This is a genomic window from Pseudorhodoplanes sp. (assembly GCF_050250235.1).
Classification (GTDB): Bacteria; Pseudomonadota; Alphaproteobacteria; order Rhizobiales; family Xanthobacteraceae; genus Pseudorhodoplanes.
In genome coordinates this window covers 19,997-43,952 of the sequence record NZ_JBFWPA010000058.1, presented here as the reverse complement: position 1 = coordinate 43,952, position 23,956 = coordinate 19,997, and the positions used below count along the sequence as shown (strand labels likewise).

General features: G+C 63.9%; 25 protein-coding genes. 17 read left to right on the top strand and 8 right to left on the bottom strand.

All coding sequences use genetic code 11. The features are described 5' to 3' along the window. Together AB7F49_RS22685 and AB7F49_RS22680 are read right to left on the bottom strand one after the other, a co-directional pair. The coding region (locus AB7F49_RS22685; protein ID WP_428526554.1) for a DUF3382 domain-containing protein at nt 1-250 on the bottom strand (250 nt) is incomplete at its 3' end. A 1-nt stretch (nt 251) separates the two neighbouring features. Next, on the bottom strand, nt 252-1,169 hold the full coding sequence (locus AB7F49_RS22680) for an ABC transporter permease subunit (RefSeq protein ID WP_428526552.1): 918 nt from the start codon (nt 1,167-1,169) through the stop codon (nt 252-254). 305 nt (nt 1,170-1,474) lie between these two features. Here AB7F49_RS22680 and AB7F49_RS22675 point away from each other — a divergent pair, with 305 nt between their 5' ends. The 3 genes from AB7F49_RS22675 (at nt 1,475) to AB7F49_RS22665 (ending at nt 3,543) form a co-directional block, all read left to right on the top strand. Further along, nucleotides 1,475-1,642, top strand: a complete 168-nt coding sequence (locus tag AB7F49_RS22675) for a hypothetical protein (RefSeq protein WP_428526550.1) — start codon at nt 1,475-1,477, stop codon at nt 1,640-1,642. 120 nt (nt 1,643-1,762) lie between these two features. Next, nucleotides 1,763-2,650, top strand: coding sequence for a helix-turn-helix domain-containing protein (locus tag AB7F49_RS22670; protein ID WP_428526548.1), 888 nt, complete (start codon nt 1,763-1,765; stop codon nt 2,648-2,650). 227 nt (nt 2,651-2,877) lie between these two features. After that, nucleotides 2,878-3,543, top strand: coding sequence for a hypothetical protein (locus AB7F49_RS22665; RefSeq protein WP_428526546.1), 666 nt, complete (start codon nt 2,878-2,880; stop codon nt 3,541-3,543). Nucleotides 3,544-3,576: 33 nt separating this feature from the next. On the opposite strand, the gene AB7F49_RS22660 is transcribed toward AB7F49_RS22665, so the two are convergent. The 3 genes from AB7F49_RS22660 to AB7F49_RS22650 form a co-directional block, all read right to left on the bottom strand. Beyond that, nucleotides 3,577-3,963: a carboxymuconolactone decarboxylase family protein gene (locus AB7F49_RS22660; protein ID WP_428526544.1), complete on the bottom strand. Its 387-nt coding sequence runs from the start codon at nt 3,961-3,963 to the stop codon at nt 3,577-3,579. A gap of 12 nt (nt 3,964-3,975) precedes the next feature. Continuing rightward, nucleotides 3,976-4,761 (bottom strand): 3-oxoadipate enol-lactonase, encoded by a 786-nt coding sequence (gene pcaD / locus AB7F49_RS22655; protein ID WP_428526543.1) that lies wholly within the window; start codon nt 4,759-4,761, stop codon nt 3,976-3,978. Nucleotides 4,762-4,951: 190 nt separating this feature from the next. Then, nucleotides 4,952-6,316, bottom strand: a complete 1,365-nt coding sequence (locus tag AB7F49_RS22650; RefSeq protein WP_428526541.1) for a 3-carboxy-cis,cis-muconate cycloisomerase — start codon at nt 6,314-6,316, stop codon at nt 4,952-4,954. Between the two features lie 151 nt (nt 6,317-6,467). Here AB7F49_RS22650 and AB7F49_RS22645 point away from each other — a divergent pair, with 151 nt between their 5' ends. Genes AB7F49_RS22645 through AB7F49_RS22635 form a run of 3 tightly spaced genes read left to right on the top strand, consistent with a single transcriptional unit; the run spans nt 6,468 to nt 8,637 of the window. Further along, complete coding sequence (locus tag AB7F49_RS22645) at nt 6,468-7,130, top strand: polysaccharide deacetylase family protein (RefSeq protein ID WP_428526539.1); 663 nt, start codon at nt 6,468-6,470, stop codon at nt 7,128-7,130. Nucleotides 7,131-7,153: 23 nt separating this feature from the next. Next, nucleotides 7,154-7,606, top strand: coding sequence for an SRPBCC family protein (locus AB7F49_RS22640; protein WP_428526537.1), 453 nt, complete (start codon nt 7,154-7,156; stop codon nt 7,604-7,606). Between the two features lie 38 nt (nt 7,607-7,644). After that, on the top strand, nt 7,645-8,637 hold the full coding sequence (locus AB7F49_RS22635; RefSeq protein WP_428526535.1) for an NAD(P)-dependent alcohol dehydrogenase: 993 nt from the start codon (nt 7,645-7,647) through the stop codon (nt 8,635-8,637). Nucleotides 8,638-8,673: 36 nt separating this feature from the next. Here AB7F49_RS22635 and AB7F49_RS22630 read toward each other — a convergent pair whose 3' ends face one another. After that, nucleotides 8,674-9,315, bottom strand: coding sequence for a hypothetical protein (locus AB7F49_RS22630; RefSeq protein ID WP_428526533.1), 642 nt, complete (start codon nt 9,313-9,315; stop codon nt 8,674-8,676). Between the two features lie 430 nt (nt 9,316-9,745). Here AB7F49_RS22630 and AB7F49_RS22625 point away from each other — a divergent pair, with 430 nt between their 5' ends. After that, entirely contained in the window at nt 9,746-10,714 is a 969-nt protein-coding gene (locus AB7F49_RS22625; protein ID WP_428526531.1) for a Bug family tripartite tricarboxylate transporter substrate binding protein, read from the top strand. A gap of 42 nt (nt 10,715-10,756) precedes the next feature. Next, complete coding sequence (locus AB7F49_RS22620; protein ID WP_428526530.1) at nt 10,757-11,593, top strand: alpha/beta hydrolase; 837 nt, start codon at nt 10,757-10,759, stop codon at nt 11,591-11,593. Nucleotides 11,594-11,631: 38 nt separating this feature from the next. Here the strand turns inward: AB7F49_RS22620 and AB7F49_RS22615 are convergent, their stop codons facing one another. Beyond that, complete coding sequence (locus AB7F49_RS22615; RefSeq protein ID WP_428526528.1) at nt 11,632-12,540, bottom strand: LysR family transcriptional regulator; 909 nt, start codon at nt 12,538-12,540, stop codon at nt 11,632-11,634. A gap of 122 nt (nt 12,541-12,662) precedes the next feature. Between AB7F49_RS22615 and AB7F49_RS22610 the strand changes: the two genes are divergently transcribed. From AB7F49_RS22610 to AB7F49_RS22595, 4 genes are all read left to right on the top strand, one after another. Continuing rightward, nucleotides 12,663-13,760, top strand: a complete 1,098-nt coding sequence (locus tag AB7F49_RS22610; protein WP_428526526.1) for a carbon-nitrogen hydrolase family protein — start codon at nt 12,663-12,665, stop codon at nt 13,758-13,760. Between the two features lie 209 nt (nt 13,761-13,969). Then, nucleotides 13,970-14,440: a (2Fe-2S)-binding protein gene (locus AB7F49_RS22605; RefSeq protein ID WP_428526525.1), complete on the top strand. Its 471-nt coding sequence runs from the start codon at nt 13,970-13,972 to the stop codon at nt 14,438-14,440. A gap of 54 nt (nt 14,441-14,494) precedes the next feature. Beyond that, the gene (locus AB7F49_RS22600; protein ID WP_428526523.1) at nt 14,495-16,858 is read left to right on the top strand and encodes a xanthine dehydrogenase family protein molybdopterin-binding subunit; all 2,364 of its coding nucleotides are present in this window, start codon (nt 14,495-14,497) and stop codon (nt 16,856-16,858) included. A 19-nt stretch (nt 16,859-16,877) separates the two neighbouring features. Beyond that, nucleotides 16,878-17,693 (top strand): FAD binding domain-containing protein, encoded by an 816-nt coding sequence (locus AB7F49_RS22595; protein WP_428526521.1) that lies wholly within the window; start codon nt 16,878-16,880, stop codon nt 17,691-17,693. A 198-nt stretch (nt 17,694-17,891) separates the two neighbouring features. Here AB7F49_RS22595 and AB7F49_RS22590 read toward each other — a convergent pair whose 3' ends face one another. Further along, on the bottom strand, nt 17,892-18,428 hold the full coding sequence (locus AB7F49_RS22590) for a VOC family protein (RefSeq protein WP_428526519.1): 537 nt from the start codon (nt 18,426-18,428) through the stop codon (nt 17,892-17,894). A 242-nt stretch (nt 18,429-18,670) separates the two neighbouring features. On the opposite strand from AB7F49_RS22590, the gene AB7F49_RS22585 reads away from it, so the two are divergent. From AB7F49_RS22585 to AB7F49_RS22565, 5 genes are all read left to right on the top strand, one after another. Next, nucleotides 18,671-19,600, top strand: a complete 930-nt coding sequence (locus tag AB7F49_RS22585; protein WP_428526517.1) for an AAA family ATPase — start codon at nt 18,671-18,673, stop codon at nt 19,598-19,600. A gap of 108 nt (nt 19,601-19,708) precedes the next feature. Then, entirely contained in the window at nt 19,709-20,935 is a 1,227-nt protein-coding gene (locus tag AB7F49_RS22580) for a vWA domain-containing protein (RefSeq protein WP_428526515.1), read from the top strand. Nucleotides 20,936-21,046: 111 nt separating this feature from the next. Then, nucleotides 21,047-21,382 carry an XdhC family protein gene (locus AB7F49_RS22575; RefSeq protein WP_428526513.1) on the top strand — a complete coding sequence of 112 codons (336 nt, stop codon included), beginning with the start codon at nt 21,047-21,049 and terminating at the stop codon, nt 21,380-21,382. Between the two features lie 148 nt (nt 21,383-21,530). After that, nucleotides 21,531-22,223, top strand: a complete 693-nt coding sequence (locus AB7F49_RS22570) for an XdhC family protein (protein WP_428526512.1) — start codon at nt 21,531-21,533, stop codon at nt 22,221-22,223. Next, entirely contained in the window at nt 22,220-23,842 is a 1,623-nt protein-coding gene (locus tag AB7F49_RS22565) for an NTP transferase domain-containing protein (RefSeq protein ID WP_428526510.1), read from the top strand. Before AB7F49_RS22570 ends, AB7F49_RS22565 begins: the two co-directional genes overlap by 4 nt. Nucleotides 23,843-23,956: the final 114 nt, after the last annotated feature.

Here is a 23,956-nt window from a genome sequence, read left to right as displayed (position 1 = left end):
TGCGCGTCGCGGCGCGCCGCGCGACGAGCGGATGCACCACGAGCGACATCAGCAGGCTGATGGCGATCACGACCGCGACCATCACCGCAAGCAGCAGGGGCCGCGGATTGAGGATCAGCTCGTTGCGGATATTGACCGTGGTCTGCAGGCCGATCAGCGGCAGCAGAATGCCGAACGCCACCAGCCCGGCAATTGCAGCATCGCGGATCGCGCGCTGTACGTCGACGCGCGCCTGCACCGGTTCCGGCATGTCAGACCTTCTCGACCTCGGGCCGGCCGAGCAGGCCCTGCGGCAGGAAGATCAGCACGATGGCGAGGATCGAGAACGCCGCGACATCCTTGTAGTCGATCGAGAAATAGGCCGACCAGAAGGTCTCGATCAGCCCGATCAGGAGGCCGCCGATCACGGCGCCGGGCAGCGAGCCAATGCCGCCGAGAACCGCCGCGGTGAAAGCCTTGATCCCCGGCACGAAGCCATCCGCGAAGCTGACCACGCCATAATACATCAGATACATCGTACCGGCGACCGCCGCGAGCGCGGCGCCGATCACGAAGGTCAGCGAAATGGTGCGGTCGACGTCGACGCCGAGCAGGGCGGCCATTTTCGGATCCTGTTCGGTGGCGCGCTGTGCGCGTCCGAGCGGGGTCTTGGCCACGAGATACCAGAAGGCGGCGAGCAGGATGGCCGTCACGCCCCAGATGATCAATTGCCGGTAGGACAGGGTGACGGTGTAATTGCCGCGATCCATCAGCACGAACACATCGGTGACCATCGGCGGGATCGACTTGTTGCGCGGGCCCTGCGCCACCTGCACGAAATTCATCAGGAAGATCGACATGCCGATCGCCGAGATCAGCGGTGCCAGCCGGAACGAGCCGCGCAAGGGCCGGTAGGCCACGCGCTCGATCGCCCAGCTCAGGAGCGATGTGATCAGCATCGCCACGATCAGTACGATGAACAGCGTCAGAAAGATCGACGAGATGCCGAGGATGGTCGAGAGCACGAGCACGGTGATCAAGGCGACGAAGGCCGACACCATGAAGACATCGCCATGGGCGAAGTTCACCATGCCGATGATGCCGAACACCATCGTGTAACCGATTGCGATCAGCCCGTAGATCGATCCCAGCGTGATGCCGTTGATCAGTTGTTGGACGAAGACTTCCATGTCGACGCGCCCTTCCCCCAGAGTGTCGTACCCGGCCCGCCGATCGGACGAAGCGCGTCGTCCGAATGACTCTTGAACTCTTAGCAGCGAGGGTGAGGCGCGGCAACGCGACGCGCGGGCGCGGCGTGCAGGTTGCGCCGGCGCGGCCGATCCCGGGCGGAGCGGGGCGGGGTGCTGCCATGCCATTGTGGCGAAATCCCCGATTTGCTGGGGAAGTCCGTCAAACCTTCGTGTCGGGGCATGCGGAACGCCGGACATGTGCGCGGCGTTGGGTTGCAGGGCAGGGGTCAACCAGGAGCCTCCAAATGGCTAACGAACGCAACCAGGGCCAGCAGCAGCAGAACAATCCGAATCAGGGCGGCCAGCAGGGCGGCCAGGGCGGGCAGCACAAGCCCGGCCAGCAGACCCAGAATCCGGGTCAGGGCGGTCAGCATGGCGGGCAACAAAAGCCCGGTCAGCAGCAGGGCCGTTAGCGCTCGCTGCATCGCAACACGATCGAAAGCAAGCGAAGGCCCCGCCGCGAGGCGGGGTTTTCGTTTCGATTTGGGCCAGGGGTGGTTGGCGGGCAAATGGAACGGGTCTAATCTTTTCCTATGAGCGCCGGGCTCCCTCTGTTCCATCTCTACGGCGATCCGCCGGACGATCAGGCTTTCGACTTCGTGCATGTCGAAACCATCGCGTCGCGCTCGTCACTGCATGACTGGCTGATCCGCGCCCATCGTCATCGCAATTTGTTTCAAATCCTCATCGTCGAGCGCGGCGGCGGTGAGATGATCTTCGAGGCGTCGATCAAGCCGTTTTCGGCGCCTTGCGCGATCATCGTTGCACCCAATGTGGCCCATGGATTCCGGTTCCATGCGAGTGTGACCGACGGCTACGTGATGAGCTTCAGCGAGGATGTCGCCTCGATGCTCGGGGAGCGTTCCGGCGAGGCGATTGCCAAGCTCAGGGCGATGGCGGCGGAGCCGGTTATCGCACTCAATGCATCGCACGGCGAACGCCGCCTGTCGAAGCTGTGCGAGGACCTGCATCAGGAAATGTTCCTGGCGCGCGACGGTCACCGGCTGGCAATGCGCGCGCTGCTCGCGCTGATTGCCATCGAGGTCGGGCGCCAATCGGTAAGCCGGGCACGAACCGGTGCGGTCACGCTTGCGCCCGCCGATACGACGGTCGATACGCTGAAGCGGCTGGTCGAGGACAATTTCCGGAAGGAGCGCCAGATCGGCTTCTACGCGTCCGCGCTGGCGATGACCGCGGATCGTCTGAACGATCACGTCAAGCGCGCCGCGGGGGTCACCGCGGGTCACCTGATCCGGCAGCGTGTGCTGACAGAAGCGAAGCGCGAGCTGGTCTTTACGGGTCGGCCGATTCACGAAATCGCCTATGAGCTGGGCTTTGCCGACCCGTCGCATTTCGCGCGCTTCTTCCGAAAGCAGACGGCCATGAGCCCGCAGGATTTCCGCGCACAGCAATTGCGCTGACAAGCTGCACGATACCTGCGTCGTCAACACACCTGCGGTTGTTGCGCCGTTCCCGCGAACCCACGCCAAAGGCCGTGCCGGCAGACTGAGTCCGCCGGAGAAGGATGGCAACGCGCTACCGCCGGGCCTTAACCTAAACGAAGCGTTTCGATTGAAGCCGCAAGTTTAACGGGCAGACTGCGGCCTTGCGAAATCCCCCGAGGCCAGAAGGGGCAGGAGGTCCAGATATGCGATGGCTGCCGAAGACCATTCCGGTGCTGAACGCCATTATCGCGCTCGATCTTGCGATGGTGTTCGGCTTCGAGGCATTCCGCGTCCTCACCTCGCCGATCTATGGCCTTGAACGGATTGCCTTCGCCGATGTCGTCTACGGGATTGGCGGCGTTGCGGGATTGAGCGGGGACGGGCTGTTCAATGTCGCGGCCTTTCTTGGCGCGGTCTATCTGACGATTACCGTGATTTTCGCGCTGCATCTGGCAAGCCGGATCGGCGCATGGCGCGGCGGGCGCGTCTCCCATGAAATGCTCGACGCCGGACTGATCCTGGTGGTGATCGCAACCCTCGCGGTGGCGACGCCGGCGGTTCTCAAGGGCGCGCCCGAAATTCTGATACAGGAACGGCTGCCGCTGTGGCTGGTCGGCCTTGCCGCCACCCTTTCCATGATCGAGCGGCTTCCGGAAACCGATTTGCGCCGCGCCGGCTTTTTCGAGCGGCTGTGGTTGCGGTTTGCGGCGCGCAGGCGACGCGCCCGGGCCTGGATCGTCTCACCGGCAATCCGGCACGACGCGGCGCCGGTGCGCTGGCACAGCCTGCGGGATGACGCCGGCATGGTGACGGAAACGGTCCCGGCCGAACGGCCGTCCGGAGACTGGTTTGCCTTGCGTCTGAGATAGCACGCTTGCGATGCGGGCAGCCGCAAATGGCCCTCAGGCCTTGCCGACCTCGGTCATCACCTCGGCGGCTTCCTTGAAGGCATGGTTGGCGGCAGGCACCCCGCAATAGATCGCCTGCTGCATGATGATTTCCTTGATGTCGTCCGGCGTGAAGCCGCCCTCGACCAGAGCCGCGCGGACATGCATGCGAAACTCCGCCCATTTGTCGAGGGCCAGCATGGTGCCGATGACGAGCACGCGGCGCGTGCGCTCGTCGTAATGCGGCCGGGTCCAGACCTCGCCCCAGGCGTAGCGGGTGATGAAATCCTGGAACTCGGAATTGAACGGCGTCTTGCCGGCATTGGCCTTGTCGACCCAGGCATTGCCGAGGACCTGGCGGCGGCGCGCCATGCCCGTGTCGTAGCGGTCTTTGTCGTCCATGGCGGCTTTCCGTTACTTCGAACCGAGGAAATCGAGCACCACGCGCGCATACTCGTCCGGTATCTCGACATTGGCGATATGCGCGGCTTCGACAATCGCGAGCTTCGAACCCGGGATGGCGTCGCGGATCAATTCAGCAGCCGCGATATTGGTCGCGGGGTCCTTGCTGCCGGCGATGATCAGGGTCGGAACCCTGATGTTCTTGAGGATTTCGCGGTGATCCATGTCGCGCACCGCCGCGCAGCAGCCGAGATAGCCATCGACCGGGGTTGCGATCATCATCTCCTTCATCCGTGCGGCCGTGCCCGGCTGCGCGGTCTGGAAATCCTTTGTGAGCCAGGCATTGATCACCATGTCGGCGATCGAAGCGACCGAGCCGGCCTTGCCGACCGCATTCATGCGGGCGTGCCACATGCTTTTGTCGGCATAATGGGCCGAGGTGTTCGACAGGATCAGCTTGTCGATCCGGTTGCCGGCATGGGCGCCGAGCCACATGCCTTCCATGCCGCCCATCGACAGGCCGAGCCAGTTGATCTTGTCGAGCTTGAGCCCGTCCATGATTGCGATTGCATCACGCCCCAGCATCTCCATGTCGTAGGGACCTTTCGGCACGCCCGACTTGCCGTGACCGCGGCGATCATAGCGCACCACGCGATATTTCGCATTGAAGGCGTCCATCTGCGGGTCCCACATGTGCTTGGTGGTGCCGAGCGAGGACGACAGCATCAGCACCGGCGCCTCGGTTGGGCCGGTGATCTCCACGTCGAGGGGGCAGCCGTGAGAGTCGATAACGGGCATTCGGGAATTCCTCCGGTGTTTCTTCGACGCTCTCTCCGACTCCCTCCCCCTGAAAGGGGGAGGGTTGGGGAGGGGGTCTAGCACTGATTGAAAATTGACCTCCACCCGCTCGCCGCAGCTTTCGCTTCGGCGAGCGACCTCCCCCTTTCAGGGGGAGGTGAAGAAGGACATATGCCGGTTTGTGTCGCGTTCACCGTCCCGCCTTGGCGGTCGCCACAAGCCGGTCGATGAATTGCTGCGCGACGCCCTGATAGCTCATCGGGTCAAACAGTCTTGCCAGTTCGCCTGCGGGTATCACCGCCGTGACTTTCGCGTCCGCGGCCAGCGCATCTTTCAGCGAGACATGGTCCGCATGGGCGCGCTTGCTCGCCTCTTCCACGAGCTTGTGCGCGTCCGACTTGCCGATGCGCTCGGCCAGCTTGAAGGCGACCGCCTCGGCCATGATCTGCCCGCCGGTGGCGTCGAGATTCTCGCGCATGCGCTCAACATCGACATCGAGCCCCTCGGCGATGTCCACCACGGCATTGAGAGCGCCTGAGGTGACCAGCGCGAGCGCCGGGAAGGTTGGCCATTCGGCCGCCCATGCGCCCGCGGCGCGCTCATGCTCCTGCACCTGCGCGGCAAGGATGGTGGCGCATAGCTGCGGCGCGATCGCGGCGCAGGCCAGCGCGGCCGCCGATGCGACCGGGTTGCGATTGTGCGGCATGGTGGAGGAGGCGCCGCGGCCTTCGCCGGCAGGTTCGAAGGCCTCGCCCACCTCGGTCTGCATCAGGAGCGCGACGTCGCGCGCAATCTTGCCGCAGGTGCCGGCGAGGATGGCAAGCGCGCTTGCGACTTCGGCGAGCCGATCCCGATGGGTATGCCAGGGGCCGTCCGGCAGCGGCAGGTCAAGCTCCTTGGCGAATGCAATGGATACCTCGAGTCCTCGATCGCCGAGCGCGGCGAGCGTGCCGGTGGCGCCGCCGAATTGCAGCACCAGCGCCTCGTTGCGCACCTGTTTCAGCCGTGCGCGGGCGCGGGTCAGCGCCGCCGCATAGCCGGCGACCTTGAGCCCGAATGGCATCGGCAGCGCCTGCTGCAGCCAGGTGCGGCCCACGGTGGGGGTATGGCGATGCTTCTCGGCGAGGGTGGTGAAGGCCGGGATGGCGCGGCCGAGTTCGGTGACGAGGTCGTCGATCACCGCGCGCAATTCGAGCACCAGCGCGGTGTCGATGATGTCCTGGCTGGTCGCGCCCCAATGCACATAGCGCGCGGCATCACCGTCCTTTTTCGCAACTTCGGCTGTCAGCGCTTTCACCAGCGGGATCGCCAGATTGCCGGCGGAGACCGCGGCAAGGCCCAGCGCGCCGATGTCGTAAAGCTTCGCCTGGCAGGCATCGGCAATCGGCCTTGCTGCGCCCGCCGGGATCACACCGACTGACGCTTCGGCGGTTGCGAGCGCCGCCTCGGCCCGCAGCATGCGGTTGAGCCGCGCATGGTCGGACAGGATTTCGCGCATCGCCGCACTGGAGAACAGCGGTGCCATGAGCGCGGACGGGAGCAGGGGGTTGGACATGCAGCGGCCTCGGTCGGGGCCGCAGACTAGGCGCTGGACGCAGGCACGCCAAGGGCAGGTCGCAGCACTGCGGCCCTCACCATCCCGACACTTGTTGCCACGAGTTCCGACGCACTTGCTTCACCGCATGAAAATCGGCGATACCGCCGGAATGTTCGACCTCACTCTCACCTTCGACAATGGACCGGAGCCGGCGGTGACGCCCGTCGTGCTGGATGAACTCGCCAGCCGCGGCATAAAAAGCGCGTTCTTCGTGATCGGCAGCAAGCTCGTGCAGCCGGAAAGCCGAAGGCTTGCAGAACGGGCGCATGCAGAAGGGCACTGGATCGGCAATCATTCATGGACCCACTCGGTCCCGCTCGGCCGGCAGCAGGGGCCGGACGTCGCCGAACGCGAGATCGGCAGGACGCAAGAGGCGATGGCGGGGCTCATTCATCCGCACCGGTATTTCCGTCCGTTCGGCGGCGGCGGCAATCTCGACCGGCGGCTGATGTCCGGACCGGTCGTCGAATATCTCAAGCGCGGCGGCTATACATGCGTCTTGTGGAATTCGATCCCGCGCGACTGGGCGGATCCTGAGGGCTGGGTCGAGCGTGCGCTGTCGCATTGCCGCGCGCAGCCTTCGACGCCGCAGAACTGGACGCTGATGGTGCTGCACGACTTGCCCACCGGTGCGATGGCGCATCTGCCGCGCTTTCTTGATAGGGTGGCCGACGCGGGCGGGCGCATCCGCCAGGATTTCCCGCCCGACTGCCTGCCGATCGTTGACGGCAAGATCGAGCGTCCGGTCGACGATTACGTGGCCGCAGCCTGAATTCGAAATGGAGATGACCGTCGATGGCAATGACAATGACCGGAGAGATTCCGCTCGAGGCGAAGCGCGAGGTGGTCTGGGCGAAGCTCAACGATCCCAGCGTGCTGAAGGCCTGCATTCCGGGCTGCGAGGAACTGAACGTCATCGGCGAGAACGAATTCGAGGCCGTGGCGGTGAACAAGATCGGACCGGTCAAGGCCAAGTTCAAGGGCAAGGTGCAACTGACCGATATCGATCCGCCGAACGGTTACAAGATATCGGGGCAGGGCGACGGCGGCATTGCCGGCTTCGCCAAGGGCGGCGCCAGTGTGCAACTCTCGGATCATGAGGGCGGCGGTACGCTGCTGAAATACGACGTGGAGGCGCAGATCGGCGGCAAGCTGGCGCAGCTCGGCCAGCGTCTGATCAACGGCGCCGCCAAGAAGATGGCGGACGATTTCTTCGCGCGCTTCGCGGAAGCGGTTAAGGCGGGCTGAGCGCAGGCATCGGCGCGTGACGATCGGAGCGCATCGTCATGGCGATGATGAAAGCAGCCCTGTGCCGGGAATACGGTCCGCCCGAAAACGTGCGGATCGAACAGATCGCCAAGCCTGAGCCGAAGCCCGACGAAGTCCTGATCCGCATCCGGGCGACCACGGTGTCGTCAGGGGATTGGCGCGTGCGAACCCTGACGGTGCCACGTGGCATGGGCATCATGGTCCGGGCGGTGTTCGGCTTCACGCGGCCGCGCAATCCGATCCTTGGCACCGAGCTTGCCGGCGAGATCGAGGCTGTCGGCAAGGACGTGACGAACTTCAGGATCGGCGAGACCGTCATTGGCTATCCGTCGTTTCCGAACGGATGCCACGCTGAGTATCGCACGATGCGCGAGAGCGACCGGATTGTCGCGAAGCCCGCGCGGCTGTCCTACGAGGAAGCGGCGGCGTTGTGCTTCGGCGGGGCGACCGCGCTCGATTTTCTCAGAGACCGGGCGAAGCTGCAGACGGGCGAGCATCTTCTGGTCATCGGCGCGTCGGGGACGCTCGGCAGCGCGGCGGTGCAGTTGGCGAAGCATTTCGGCGCGCATGTGACCGGCATATGCAGCGCCGCCAATGTTGAGCTTGTGCGTTCAATCGGCGCCGACCGGGTGATCGATTATACGTGCGAAGACTATCGCAACGGCGGCGAGACCTACGATGTCATCTTCGATGCCGTTGGTGTGGCATCGTTCAGGACGCACGAGACGTTTCTGAAGCCGAACGGGCGGCTGCTCCTGCTTGCGGCGGGTCTGCATGAAATGCTGGAGGCCATCGGAGCAAAGCGTGACGGCAAGCGGGTCTTTTCCGGACCGGCGAAGGAAAGGCTGGAGCATCTGACCGTGCTGGCGGGCCTTGCCGAATCGGGAGCCTATCGTCCGGTCATTGATCAGGTTTTCCCGTTCGAGCGCATCGCCGACGCGCATGCGCGCGTCGAGACCGGCCGCAAGCGCGGCAGCGTGGTGGTCACCGTTGATCAGGACAAGGACTGATCGGCACAAGGCGGGTGCCCGGTGCCGGAGCAGGCGCTAGTGGACGGTATCCCGCGGCTGGCCGATATTGCGCCGCCAGGCTTCCGCCAGCGAGCGTCCCGCGTTCGGCGGCTCGGGACTATAGGCCGAGACCAGCGTGGTCAGATGCGAGCCGCCGCGCAGGAGGTCGGCGGATTGCTGCAGGATCGCCTTGCGGATATCGCCGTTCAGCGGGACCGTGACATGGGTCACGATCGAGTCGGTGATCTTGCTGGTGCGCAGGTTGTAGGAGCCCGGGATCCGCGGATAGGTCAGGGTGTGGATGTTGATGCAGTTCTCGACCGGGCAGCGATAGACGTCGCCCCAGACGGTTGCCGCATCGAGCGTGATGATGGTCGGGTGGAATTTCGCCTCGTCGACCATCTTCTTGCCGAACATGTAGGCGCGCGCGCCACCGGCTGAATGTCCGACGATCAGCACCGGTTCTTCGCTCCTGGTGAACAATCCGAGATGCGAATCGATGATGACGCGCCAGCCCTGCGCACGCAGGTCGCTCGCGAGCGGCGCGAGCGGCGTGAGGATGCCCGGCTGATATTGCGCGAGCCCGTTGAACAGAAGCGCCGTCGGCTTGACGGGAGACTGGGCGGCGGCGGGAGTTGCGATCAACGCCGCCGCGGCAAAAGCGAGAGCGAATTTCATGTACGCCTTACTCGTTACGCAATACGGTCGGTTTAAGGCGATGCCGTAAACCTGAAATTACCTACGATGGGATGCCTAACATCGCCCTAACGGGTCTCGCAGTGCGCCGATACCGGCGGACCGATCGCACGCTGAAATCTGGAGTTTTCCGCGGACGAATTGCGGCGATCGCGCGGCAGACACCTTGGGTTAACCATGCTGCTGGAGCACGCGCCGGCACGCCCCGTCAGACTCGCTGGCGCGACGGCCGCCGGGCCGTCACCGGCTTCGACGGTCAGCTCAACCCGACAAATGCTCCGCCGCTTGTCCCATTCGTGCAAAGACGTTTGCAAAAATCCCCGAGGCCCGCGGCGTCGCAACGCTTGAATCCGCGATGCGATCCTGCGGTAGTGACCGAGCCTGGGATTTCTCGTGAAGGAACGGTGGTCGCATGTCTAACTCGGTCCATTCGACGATTGGAATCACGCTTTTGGCCTTGCTCGCGCTCGTTATGGGCCGACCCGCCCATGCGTTTCCGGAGCGCCCTGTCACACTGGTGGTGCCCTTCGCCGCCGGCGGACCCGCGGACCTGATCGGACGAAAGCTGGGCGAGACGCTGAGCAAGACCCTGGGTCAGCGCGTCATCATCGAAAACGTCACCGGCGCCGGCGGGACGATCGGATCGGCGCGGGTGATGAACGCGCCGCCGGACGGCTACACCATGTTGCTTGGCCACATCGGGACACATGGCGCCGCTCCGGCCTTGTACAACAACCTGTCCTATGACCCGGCAAAGGACTTCACGCCGGTCGCGATGATCGGATCAACGCCGATGGTGCTGCTGGTCAAGAAGAGCGAAGACAAGAACACGCTGGCGTCGTTTCGCGAATTGGCGAAGAGCAAGGGCGACCGGCTGACCTTCTCCCATGGCGGCGTCGGCTCGATTTCGCACCTGGCATGCACGATGCTGCTGAGCGATCTCGGCATCAAGGCGACCCCGGTCGGATACCGAGGCAATGGGCCGGCGCTGCAGGACCTGATCGCGGGGCAGGTTGACTTCATGTGCGACGCGGTGAGCACCGCACGTCCCCATATCGAAAGTGGCGCCGTGAAGCCGGTCATGATGCTTTCGAACCCGACCTCCGGCACGCTGCCTGCGCCGGCTGCAAAAGACGCCGGTTCGAATATCGACGTCGTGGCCTGGTATGCGCTGTTCCTGCCGAAGAACGTCGATGAAAAAGTCCGAGGTCAGATCGAAAAGGCGCTCAGCGACGCGCTCGACAATCCGGACCTCCGGTCGGCACTGGAGCAGACCGGCACCACGACGTCCGCAAAGGATCAGCGGCAAACGGATTACGTCAGGCAGTTTGTTGGCTCGGAGGTGGACCGCTGGAAGAAAGTTCTTCCGAAGGTTCAATGAACGCGCGCGGGGAAGGGGCGCGAGCCCTCCATGGAGCAGACGATGGAAGAAGAGGTAACATTCGATTCCGACGGCATCCAGCTCGCCGCGACGTTCTACAAGAGTGACACCGCGAAAGGGCGACTGCCCGGAATCGTTCTGGGCCACGGCTTCGCGGGCGCCCGCTATCCCAAAATGGCCCGGCGGCTGGCCGATTTGGGCTATGCGGTCCTGTCGATCGATTTCCGCGGCTATGGGCAAAGTGGGGGCGAACGCGGCCGCGTCATGGCCCGCGAGCAGGTGAGCGACTTCAAGAATTCGGTGACCTATCTGTCGAACCGCCCGGACATCGACGCCGATCGGATCGGGATCATTGGATCCAGTCTTGGCGGCTCGATCGCCATTATGGCGACACCCGAGGATCCGCGAATAAAGTTCTGCGTCGCCGGATGTCCGATTGCGAAAGGCGACACGACCTTTCGCCTTCAGTATGACACCGAGGCCAAGTTCAAGGCGTTTCTCGAACGGGTCGCGCAGGCGAGGGCCAAGGGCGAGAAGCTCGCTCGCTTCGAAATCGTTTTCATTCCGGAAAACCTGCGGTCGAATCTTCCCAAGGGCACGCCGATGGAGTTTTCGCCGGACACCGTCGATGGCTTTCTGTCGTTGAACCCGCTCGAGACGGTATCAAGGATTGCGCCGAGGCCGCTCTTCATCATCCACGCAGAAGACGATCACGTCGTTCCGGTCGAAGATGCGCAAGAGCTTGCGCGGCGCGCGGGCCCCGACTGCAAGCTCGAAATCATCGCCAAAGGCGACCATTTCATTTTCGGCATGGACAGCGTGATCGATTCGATCGCGAACTGGCTCCTGCAGCATCAGCCGCCCGGCAAAGCGGCCTGAACCGCATGCGATATCCGAAATCCGCAGCCTGGCGGGAACTAGAGCCGGCCTGCCGCGATGTCCTCGGCAATCCGGCGTTTGAGGAACGTCACGACCGTTTTGATCCGCGGCACAAACTGCAAGTCTGCGTGGATGCTCAGCCATATCTCCCGGCGTGTCGAGAGGGTATCTCCCATCACTCGCACAAGCGAGGTTTCATCGTTCACGGCAAAACTGGGAAGCATCACAATGCCCATACCGCTGGCGGCAGCCGACATTTGCGAAATCATGCTGTTTGACCGGAAGACCACCGTGCAGTCCCGAATGACGTCATACAGCCAGCGTACGGCGTCCAGTTGAATAAGGTCCTCAATGTAGGTGACGAAGACATGATCGCGCAATTCGCGCTCGGAACGCGGTGTGCCATGCCCGGCCAGATAGTCCGGCGAAGCAAAAAGATATAGCGGGAAATGACCGATCTTTTCCGAAATGAGGCCCTGCCCGGAGGGCTTGAAGAAGCTGAGGAAAATGTCGGCCTCGCGGCGGTTCACATGGATCACCTGCGCAGACGTCACGAGTTCGATCACGAGGTTCGGCGCCGATCGACGGAGATGGGTCAATTGCCTGGCCAGATACAGCGAAGCAATTCCTTCCATCGTGGCGACGCGTACGATGCCGGTTGCAAGCGCATCGGATTTGCTGCCCACCTCGGCGTGGATCGAAATCACGGCGCTCTCGACGGCCTCGGTTCTCGCCAGGAGCCGCTCGCCAAGCTCGTTCAGACGAAAGCCATCGCGCCCCCGCGCGAACAGCGAATGGCCCAGCGAGACTTCCAGTTTCGAGATGCGGCGGCTTACCGTCGAATGATCGAGCCGAAGGCTGCGCGCTGTTTGTGAGATGCTTCCGGTTCTTGCGACGGCGAGGAATATCCGCAAGTCGTCCCAGTCAATCGTGTGGGTCGCTTTCATGGCGTGGAGAATGCGGACATCGGACCTTTCACGGGCATTTGCAGACGTCCTGCAGGTTTGCGAATTCGTCCCGTTGTTGGCTGCATGTGACGAAACCTAACACACATTCTGGAGCATGGTCGATGAGCGCCTTTCCGTCCTTCGTTGCTGCGGCGGTGCATGCTGCGCCGGTTTTCCTCGACAAGGCCGCGACCACCCGGAAGGCCGTCGCCCTGATCAGGGAGGCGGCGACGGCGGGAGCCGAACTGATTGCGTTTCCGGAGAGCTTCATTCCGGCGTTCCCCGTATGGGCTGCCATCTGGGCACCGATCGACAATCATGAGTATTTTGTCCGGATGGCTCAGGAATCCGTCCTGGTCGATGGTCCCGAAATCGAGGCGATCCGGGCCGAGGCAAGGCGGCACGGTGTATTTGTCTCGATCGGATTCAGCGAACGGTCGCCGGTCAGTGTCGGCGGGCTGTGGAATTCGAACATCATCGTCGGGGACGATGGCCGGATTCTCGTGCATCACCGCAAGCTGGTCCCGACCTATTACGAGAAACTTGTCTGGGCATCGGGCGATGGCGAGGGCCTGAAGGTCGCGAGCACCAGGATCGGATCGATCGGCGCGCTGATCTGCGGCGAGAACACCAATCCGCTTGCCCGCTATTCCCTGATGGCACAGGGAGAGCAGATCCATATCTCGACATGGCCAGCCCTATGGCCGACCCGCAGACCGAAGACCGGCGGCAATTTCAACAACCTTGCGGCCAATCGCATCCGCGCCGCCGCGCATTCGTTTGAGGCCAAGGCATTCGGAATCGTCACCGCCGGTTTCATGGACAAGCCGATGCGGGATTTCTTCGTGAGCCGCGACGAGACCGTGGCCGAAATCCTGGACGATACGCCGCGGGCGGCATCGTTCTTTGTCGACCCGACCGGTGAACAGATTTCGGACGCCCTGCAGAACGAGGAGGGCATTGTCTATGCGAAAATCGATCTCAATGCCTGCGTTGAACCCAAACAGTTCCACGACGTCGTCGGTTATTACAACCGCTTTGATATTTTCGACCTCTCGGTCCGCAGGACGCGGCATCGGCCTGCGACGTTCATCGAAGACCATGATGCGTTTCCGGCCGAACAGAACGCGAAGTCCGATGATCGAGGTGCCGTGTCCGCAAGTTCCGACTTGCGCGAAGAGGCAGAGCGCCTCGGGCCCATCCTCGCGGTCGATGGCTGATCGATGACGTGCTTGCGGTCTGCTGCGCGCTGCCGCGGTCCTGCCCAGCTTGTGCCGTCCGCAACCCGCCGCTTGACCGCCGCTTGCGGCCTGTTAAGACTTGTTCCTGTTCCAAGCTGCTGAAAACGGCAAGATTTCGGCTCCGAGGGGAGCCAGCGAGCCGGTTTCGTGCCAAAAACACTGCGATTTCAAGCCGAGGGAGGGACCTCATGGCATCCGTCACGATGACCGTGAATGGCAAGCAGACCAGTGCCGACGTCGATGAACGCACGCTCCTCGTCCAGTTCCTGCGCGAAAATCTGCGCCTGACCGGCACCCATGTCGGCTGCGACACCTCGCAATGCGGGGCCTGCGTAGTCCATGTCGATGGCGTGGCGCGCAAGAGCTGCACCACCTTCGCATGGCAGGTCGACGGGGCGAAAATCACCACCATCGAAGGCGTCGCCAACGGCGCGACCCTGCACCCGATGCAGGAAGCCTTCCGCGAACATCACGGCCTGCAATGCGGCTTCTGCACGCCGGGCATGATCATGGCAGCGATCGATATGGTGAACCGCAAGGGCAACGATCTCGACGACAAGACCATCCGCCATGAACTCGACGGCAATCTCTGCCGCTGCACCGGCTACCACAACATCGTGAAGGCGATCGCGGCCGGCGCCAAGGCCATGGCGAAATAAGGCGATGAAGAAATAAGGATCACGTCTTTTCGGCAATTCGGGAAGGAGTCTGCCATGACTGCCACCGGAATTGGCGCCGCCGTGCGCCGCAAGGAAGACCACCGTTTCATTACCGGCAAGGGCCACTACACCGACGATCACGCGAGACCCGATCAGGTCTTCGCCCATTTCATCCGCTCGCCGCACGCGCATGCAAGGCTGAAGAACATCGACACGTCAGCCGCATCGGCGATGCCGGGCGTGATCGCGATCTGGACCGGCGCGGACTTCGCCAACGACAAGCTTGGGCCGCTGATCTGCGGATGGATGGTCAATTCCAAAGACGGCTCGCCGATGAAGATGGCGCCGCATCCGGCGCTCGCGGCCGGCAAGGTGAGCCATGTCGGCGATGCCTATGCGGTGGTGATTGCCGGGACGCTGGCGCAGGCCAAGGACGCCGCCGAGAAGGTCGTCACCGATTTCGAAGTGCTGCCGGCGGTGATCGATCCGGCGCAGGCGCAAGGCAAGGGCGTGCCGCAGATTCACGAGGTCGCACCCGGCAACACCATCTACAACTGGCATATCGGCGATCCGGCCGCGAACGATGCGGCGATGAAGAAGGCCAGGCACGTGACGCGCCTCGACTTCATCAACAACCGCCTGGTGCCGAACGCGCTCGAGCCGCGCTCGGCGCTCGCCGAATACGATTCCGGCAATGAAAATTTCACGTTGTGGACCACGAGCCAGAATCCGCATGTCGCCCGGCTCGTCATCTCGGCTTTCATCGGGGTCGCGCCCGAGCACAAGCTGCGGGTGATCGCTCCGGATGTGGGCGGCGGCTTCGGCTCGAAAATCTTCATCTATCCGGAAGAGGTCGTGTGCCTGTGGGCCTCGAAGAAGGTCGCGCGTCCGGTGAAGTGGACGGCGGACCGTTCGGAAGCCTTCGTCACCGACGCGCATGGCCGCGATCACGTCACCCATGCCGAACTCGGCTTCGACGAAAACAACAAGATCGTCGGGATGAGGGTGAAGACCATCGCCAATCTCGGCGCGTATATGTCGACCTTCTCGTCGGCGGTGCCGACCTATCTTTACGCCACGCTGCTGTCCGGCCAGTACGACATTCCCTCGATCTATTGCGAGGTGGACTCGGTCTACACCAACACCGTGCCGGTGGATGCCTATCGCGGGGCAGGGCGCCCCGAGGCGACCTTTGTGGTCGAGCGGCTGATGGAAGTCTCCGCGCGCGAGCTCAGTGTCGATCCGGCGGAGCTGCGCAAGAAAAATTTCGTGCGGACCTTCCCCTACCAGACGGTGGTCGCCTCGCTTTATGATGCCGGCGACTACGACGCCTCGCTGGCGAAGGCGATGGAGATCCATGACGCCAAGGGCTTCAAGCAGCGCAAGCGCGACAGCGCAAGGCGCGGCAAGCTGCGCGGCATCGGCTATTCCACCTATATCGAGGCCTGCGGGGTGGCGCCGTCCGCCGTGGTCGGCTCGCTCGGCGCTGGCGTGGGCCTGTGGGAATCCGCCGAGGTGCGGGTGAACCCGACCGGCTCGGTGGAAATCCTCACCGGCAGCCACGCGCATGGGCAGGGCCACGAGACCACCTTCGCGCAGCTCGTCTCGGACCGGCTCGGCATCCCGATCGACAATGTCACGATCGTGCATGGCGACACCGACAAGGTGCAGTTCGGCATGGGCACCTATGGCTCGCGCTCCGGCGCGGTCGGGATGTCGGCGATCGTCAAGGCGCTCGACAAGGTCGAGGCCAAGGCGAAGAAGATCGCCGCGCATCTCCTTGAAGCCGCCGAAGGCGATATCGAGTTCAGGGACGGCAAGTTCAGCGTTGCCGGCACCGACAAGTCGATCGGGTTCGGCGATCTCGCGCTGCAGGCCTATGTCGGGCACAAGTTCCCGACGGCTGAGATCGAGCCGGGGCTGAAGGAAAGCGCGTTCTACGACCCGACCAACTTCACCTTCCCGGCGGGCTGCCACATCTGCGAGCTCGAGGTCGATCCCGATACCGGCGCGGTGACCATCGACAAATGGACCGCGGTCGACGATTTCGGCACCATCATCAATCCGATGATCGTGGAAGGCCAGGTGCATGGCGGCATCGCGCAAGGGGTCGGCCAAGCGCTGCTGGAACACGCCGTCTATGACAGCGACGGGCAGCTCGTGTCAGGTTCGTTCATGGATTACGCCATGCCGCGCGCCGAAAATTTTCCGACCTTCGAGGTCGGCATGACCAAGACTGTCTGCCCGTCCAATCCGCTCGGCATCAAGGGTTGCGGCGAGGCCGGCGCGATTGCCGCTCCCGCCGCGGTCATGAATGCCATCACCAACGCCATCGGCACCGAACAGATCGACATGCCGGCGACGCCGGCCGCGGTCTGGCGCGCGCTGCAGCAAACCGCGCCCGCTCGCGCCGCCTGATATTCAAGGGGAAAAGACGATGTACGCATTCAAGATCGAGCGCCCGACGAGCGTAAAACAGGCGGTGTCGCTGCTCGCCAACGAGGACGCCAAGCTACTCGCCGGCGGCCATTCGCTGATCCCGGTGATGAAGCAGCGGCTGGCCGCGCCGAAGGTGCTGGTCGATCTGTCGAAGATCGAAGGCCTGTCCGGCATCGAGGTGACGCCGCGCACCGTCACCATCAAGGCGATGACGAAGCATCGCGACGTCGCCAATTCGAAAGAGCTGCTCGAGGTCATGCCCGCGCTCGCCAGCGTCCCGGACTCGATCGGCGATCCGCATGTGCGCGGCGCCGGCACCATCGGCGGCTCGGTCGCCAACAACGATCCGAATGCGGATTATCCGGCCGCAGTACTCGGCCTGGGCGCCACCATCGTCACCAACAAGCGCAAGATCGCGGCCGACGATTACTTCAAGGGCATGTTCGAGACCGCGCTGGAGCCCGACGAGATCATCACCGAGATCACGTTCCCGATCGTGAAGAAGGCGGCCTATATGAAGTTCAAGCACCCGGCCTCGGGCTTTGCGCTGGTCGGCGTGTTCGTGTCGAAGCGCTCTTCGGAGATCCGTGTGGCGGCGACGGGGGCAGGCGCGAACGGCGTGTTCCGCGTGCCGCAATTCGAAGAGGCGCTCAAGAAGCGCTTTGCGCCGAAATCTCTGGAAGGCGTCGCGCTGTCTGCCGACGGCATGAATGCCGACATCCACGGCTCGGCGGAATATCGCGCGCATCTGGTCGGCGTGATGGCGCGTAGAGCTGTGGCGGCCGCCAACGAGCGGGGCGGCGAGGAGGAGTAGTTCTTCAGCTTCGTTGTGCGCGAGAAACGTCGCCGCGCATTCAGTGGATTCCCTCCCCCCTTGCGGGGGAGGGTTAGGGAGGGGGGTAAGCCACGAGGTTCGGCGTTGTGGTTTACCCCCCTCCCGACCGCCTTCGCTTTCAGCTGCGGCGGTCGACCTCCCCCGCAAGGGGGGAGGTGAAGAGGAATATGCGGCCCGTTACGACGAAACAGCGAGCGGTTCGCCAGCTAGCTCCGCGTCCGTCTCCAGCTCGCTCAGCAAATCCCGCAAGTTCAGCGGTTCGGTCTTCATTCTGATTCCGCCATCGGCGTCGCGCGGCCATTGCTCGCGCGGGCGGTCCCAGTACAGCTCCACGCCATTGTCGTCGAAGTCGCGAAGATAGAGCGCCTCGCTCACCCCGTGGTCGCTCGCGCCGTCGAGCATGATCCCGGCATCCACGAGCCGACGCAGCGCGTCGGCCAGAAGCCTTCGGGTCGGGTACAGGATCGCGAGGTGATAGAGACCGGTGGCGCCCGGAGCCGGCGGCTGTCCACCGCGGCTTTCCCAAGTGTTGAGCGCGATGTGATGATGATAGCCGCCGGCCGACATGAATACCGCGCCGGGGCGGCGGTAGGTCTCCTCGAAACCGAGCACGTCGCGGTAGAATGGCAGAGCCCGCTCGAGGTCGGCGACCTTCAGATGCACATGGCCGATCCGGACACCCGGATCGATCGGATGGGCGGGCATCTGGGACATGGCTGCTTCCTTGGCTGTGGCGTTCACGACGCGGGGAACCGCGCCTATATGTAGGCTGGACGCTGTGCCGGGCAAGCTGGCATAGCTGGTCATTCCGGGGCGCAGCGAAGCTGCGAGCCCGGAATCCATAGGCGCAGCGAAGCTGCGAGCCCGGAATCCATACGCCCGGTTGTGATTATGGATTCCGGGCTCGTCCGCCTGCGGCGGCCGCCCCGGAATGACGAGATCATTGAGGTTGCCCTTTGACCAATACCGCCCCACGCGCCGTTCCATCCTCCATCGACGACACCCTGAAGCTCCTGACCGCCGGGCATTATGTCGGCGACCGGTCGCTGGCGACCGTGCTGTTCCTCGCGCTGAGAATGGGACGTCCGCTATTCCTCGAAGGCGAGGCCGGCGTCGGCAAGACCGAGATTGCAAAGGTCCTGAGCGAGACGCTCGGCCGAAAGCTGATCCGGTTGCAATGCTACGAGGGGCTCGATGTTTCGGCTGCGGTCTATGAATGGAACTATGCCGCGCAGATGATCGCGATCCGGCTCGGCGAGGCCGAGGGCAATACCGACCGCGGGCGACTGGAGGACGATGTGTTCTCCGAGCGCTTCCTGATCAAGCGGCCGCTCCTGCAGGCGCTGGAGCCCGACACCGCCGGAGCGCCGGTGCTGCTGATCGACGAACTCGATCGCACCGACGAGGCCTTCGAGGCATTTCTGCTCGAAGTGCTCGCCGATTACCAGGTCACGATCCCCGAACTCGGCACGGTCACGGCGCCGCATCCGCCAATCGTCATCATCACCTCGAACCGCACCCGAGAAATCCATGACGCGCTGAAGCGCCGCTGCCTCTATCACTGGGTCGGCTATCCGGACGCCGAGCGCGAACTTGCGATCGTGCGCACCAAGGTGCCGGGCATCGCCGAGAAGCTGTCGGCCGAGATCGTCCATTTCGTGCAAAGACTGCGCAAGATGGAGTTGTTCAAGGCACCGGGCGTTGCCGAAACGCTCGACTTTGCGACCGCGCTCTCGGAACTCGACGTGGTGGCGCTCGATCCGGCGACGGTGTCGGACACGCTCGGTGTGCTGCTCAAGTATCAGGACGACATCGCGCGGCTCGACGGCACCAGGGTCAAGGAATTGCTGGACGACGTGCGCGCGCAGATGAAGGCGGCGGAGTGATCAGGGACATGCGTGAGCCGGTGCCTCACGGTGTCGTCCCCGCGAAAACGGGGACCTATATTCCAGAGTGGTGGTTATGGGTCCCCGCTTTCGCGGGGACGACCAACAATGAATGACGCGCTAGCGACATCCGAAACACCCGGCCGGCTCGCCGAGAACATCGTGTATTTCGCGCGTGCGCTGCGCGCTGCGGGCATTCCGGTTGGGCCCGGCTCGGTGATGGATGCGCTGGAAGCGCTGCGCACGGCCGGGATTACCACGCGCGACGATTTCTACTGGACGCTGCATGCGGTATTCGTGAAGCGACACGAGCACACGATTCTGTTCGATCAGGCTTTCACGGTCTTCTTTCGCAAGCGCGCCTATTTCGATCAGCTGATGGCGATGATGTTGCCGCAGACCGTGCCGCAGCCGGACAATGCGCCGCCGCCACCCGCCGCCAAGCGCGTGCTCGACGCGATGTTCAAGAGCCACCAGAAGCCGCAGGAGGAGAAGAAGAAAGAGGTCGAGATCGACGCGCGCCTCACCGTCTCCGATCGCGAGGTGCTGGAGAAGAAGGACTTCGCGCAGATGTCAGCGGCCGAGATCGCGGAGGCGAAGCAGGCGATCGCGAAGCTCGTGCTGCCGCTCGACGAGGTAAAGACAAGACGGCTCCGGCCGTCGCGCCACGGTCACATGATCGACCTGCGCCGCACGCTGCGCTCCAGCATGAAGGCGGGTGGGGCGGTGATCGACCTGAAATATCTCGGCCCCAAAACCCGACAGCCGCCGATCGTGGCGCTGCTCGACATTTCCGGCTCGATGAGCCAGTACACGCGGCTGTTCCTGCATTTTCTGCATGCAGTCACCGACAACCGCAAGCGAGTCTCCACCTTCCTGTTCGGCACGCGGCTGACCAATGTCACGCGGGCGTTGAAGCAGAAGGACCCCGACGAGGCACTGGCGGCCTGTTCCGGCGGGGTGCTGGACTGGTCCGGCGGTACGCGTATTGCCCCGTCCTTGGCAGCTTTCAACCGGCAATGGAGCCGTCGCGTGCTGGGGCAGGGCGCGGTGGTGCTGCTGATCACCGACGGGCTGGAGCGCGAACCCGGCGACCAGCTCGGCTTCGAGATGGACCGCCTGCACCGCTCCTGCCGCCGGCTGATCTGGCTCAATCCGTTGCTCCGGTTCGAGGGCTTCGAGGCCAAGGCCGGCGGCATCCGGATGATGCTGCCGCATGTTGACGAACTGCGACCGATCCACAATCTCAATGCGATGAAGGACCTGTGCCGGGCGCTGTCGGCCGACGGCGACGGCAAGGCCGAAGCGAAGTACTGGTTGAACAAGGTGGCGTAAGAGCGAATAGAGAGTAGCGAATAGCGAGTAGTGTACGAGAATTTGCCGCGACCGTGTTCTACTATTCGCTACTCCCTATTTCGCTATTCGCCAGGTCAGGAGACAGTGCCCATGACAAAGCAATCATTGGCCACAGACGAGGACATCCTGAAAGCCGCCGAGGACTGGCGGAAGGCCGGCAAGGGCGTTGCGCTCGCCACCGTGGTCGAGACCTGGGGTTCGGCGCCGCGGCCGGTCGGCTCCAATCTGGTGATCGACGAGGAGGGAAATTTCCTTGGGTCGGTCTCGGGAGGCTGTGTCGAGGGCGCGGTGGTGACCGAGGCGATCGATGTGATCGGCAGCGGGAAGCCGAAGACGCTGGAATTCGGCGTCGCCGACGAGACCGCCTGGAAGGTCGGACTGTCCTGCGGCGGCACGATCCGCGTTTATGTGGAGAAGGTGGATTAGTGACTGCGTACACAACTCTCGTGTCCCGGATGCAATGCAGCGCGAAGCGGTGCATTGCTGATCCGGGACCTATGTTAGTAGTTTGTAGGTCCCGGTTCTGCGGCGCATCACTGCGTGCTGCGCCGCCCGGGACACGAGTGATACCGCGATGAAGCTCTCCATCCTCTCCGCCCTCAACACCGAACGCGCCAACCGACGCGCGGCGGTGATCGTGACCGATGTCGCAAGCGGTGAGCAGCGGCTGGTGAAGGGCGCCGATGTCTTCCATGACCCACTGAAGGACCTGATCGAGAAGCATCTCCGCAGCGGCAAGAGCGGCATGGAGGAGACGCCAGCCGGCAGGGTGTTCCTCACCGTCCATGTGCCACCGGCAAGGCTCGTCATCACCGGCGCAGTCCATATCAGCCAGGCGCTGGCGCCGATCGCGAAGCTGCTCGGGTACGACGTGACCATCGTCGATCCGCGCACCGCCTTCGCGACGCCGGAGCGTTTCCCGGACATTCCCGTCATCGCGCAATGGCCGGACCAAGCGCTGCCGCCGCTGAACATCGACAGATTCACCGCCTTCGTCGCGCTCACGCACGATCCGAAGATCGACGATCCGGCGCTCCTGCACGCGCTGTCGAAGGAGTGTTTCTATATCGGCGCGCTGGGGTCGCGGAAGACACACGGGCGAAGGGTCGAACGGCTGAAGGCACAAGGGATCGGCGACAACGAGATCGCGCGCATCCATGCGCCGATCGGGCTCGATATCGGCGCAGTATCTCCGCCCGAGATCGCAGTCTCGATCATGGGCGAGATCACGGCGCGGCTCCGCCAATCACCGGAGAAGGCCGCATGAAATTCGGGCCTTTTTCACCCGACGACGCTTTGGGCGCCACCGCCGTGCACACGATCCGGGAGGGTGCGCTGGTGCTGAAGAAGGGCACGGTGATCACGCCGTCGCATGTCGCGGCGCTGAAGGCGGCGGGCATCGCGAGCATCGTGGTGGCACGCCTCGATCCGGGCGACGTGTCGGAAGACGATGCGGCTGCGGCCATCGCCTCCGCGGTGTCGGGCGAGGGCGTGCGGGCGGACAAGGCCTTTACCGGCCGCTGCAATCTGTTCGCGGATGCAGCCGGCGTGCTGGTGGTCGATCGCGAACGGATCGACGACCTCAACCGGATCGACGAGGCGGTCACGGTCGCGACCCTGCCGGCCTACAAGCCGGTGGTGGAGGGCGAGATGATCGCGACCGTAAAGATCATCCCGTTCGCGGTCCCCGGCGATGTCTACACGCAAGCGATGCGAACGGTTGAGTCGGCAAAGGCGCTGGTGCGGGTGGCGCCCTACAGAATCAGGAAAGTCGGCATTGTGTCGACGCTGCTTCCCGGACTGTCGCCCAAGGTGGTCGAGAAGACGCTGAAGATCACCGAGGAGCGGCTGGCGCCCGCCGGTGCCCGTATCGTCGCAGAGCGCCGTGTGCCGCACGATCAGGCCCAGCTCGCTGCTGCGATCAAGGACGTTCAGCGGGCGGGGGCGGAGCTTGTGATCGTGTTCGGCGCCTCCGCCATCGCCGACAGACGCGATGTCATCCCGGCTGCGATCGAGGCGGTCGGCGGCAAGATCGAGCATTTCGGCATGCCGGTGGATCCCGGCAACCTGATGCTGATCGGCCAGGCCAACGGGCGCCCGGTGCTCGGTGCGCCGGGCTGCGCGCGCTCGCCGAAGGAGAATGGCTTCGACTGGGTGCTGATGCGGCTGCTCGCCGGGTTGCCCGTCACGCGCGCGGATATCACCGGCATGGGTGTCGGCGGCCTGCTGATGGAGATCGTGACGCGTCCGCAACCGCGCGACGAGCCGGTGATCGAGAAGAGCGGTCGCTTCGCCGCCCTCGTGCTCGCGGCCGGACGCTCGACCCGGATGGGAGGACCGAACAAACTCTTGGCGCAGGTGACCGGCAAGCCGCTGGTCCGGATCGCGGCCGAAGCTGCGCTCGCCTCGAAGGCGCGGCCGGTGGTCGTCGTAACCGGCCACCAAAGCGAGACCATCGCAGATGCTCTGCGCGACCTTCCGCTGCAAATCGCCCATAATCGGGATTTCGCCGATGGTCTGTCGACCTCGCTGCGCACTGGTCTTTCCGCTCTGCCGGACGATGTCGACGGCGCGGTGGTGATGCTGGCCGACATGCCGCAGGTCGATAGCGCGCTGATCGACCGGCTGATTTCGGCCTATGATTCGGAGAAGGGCGCACTTATCGCGGTGCCGGTGATCGACGGCAAGCGCGGCAATCCGGTGCTGTGGTCGCGGCGCTTTTTCCCCGAATTGATGTCGCTGTCCGGAGACGTGGGTGCGCGCTATCTCATTGAAAAATATAGCGAGGCAGTCGCAGAAGTGCCGGCTTCCGGCGCCGGCGCGCTCACCGATGTCGATACTCCCGAGGCGCTCGACGCCGTGAAGGCCGAACTCGAACGCGGCTGAGCGGCCTTGGCCGCTGACGAATGCGTGATCGCTCGCCGCGTTCACGCGAAAAAAGCGCTCTCCCTGAACCTCCCGCACAGACGGTCCGACCAACCGGCAGTTGAACGCTGCGAG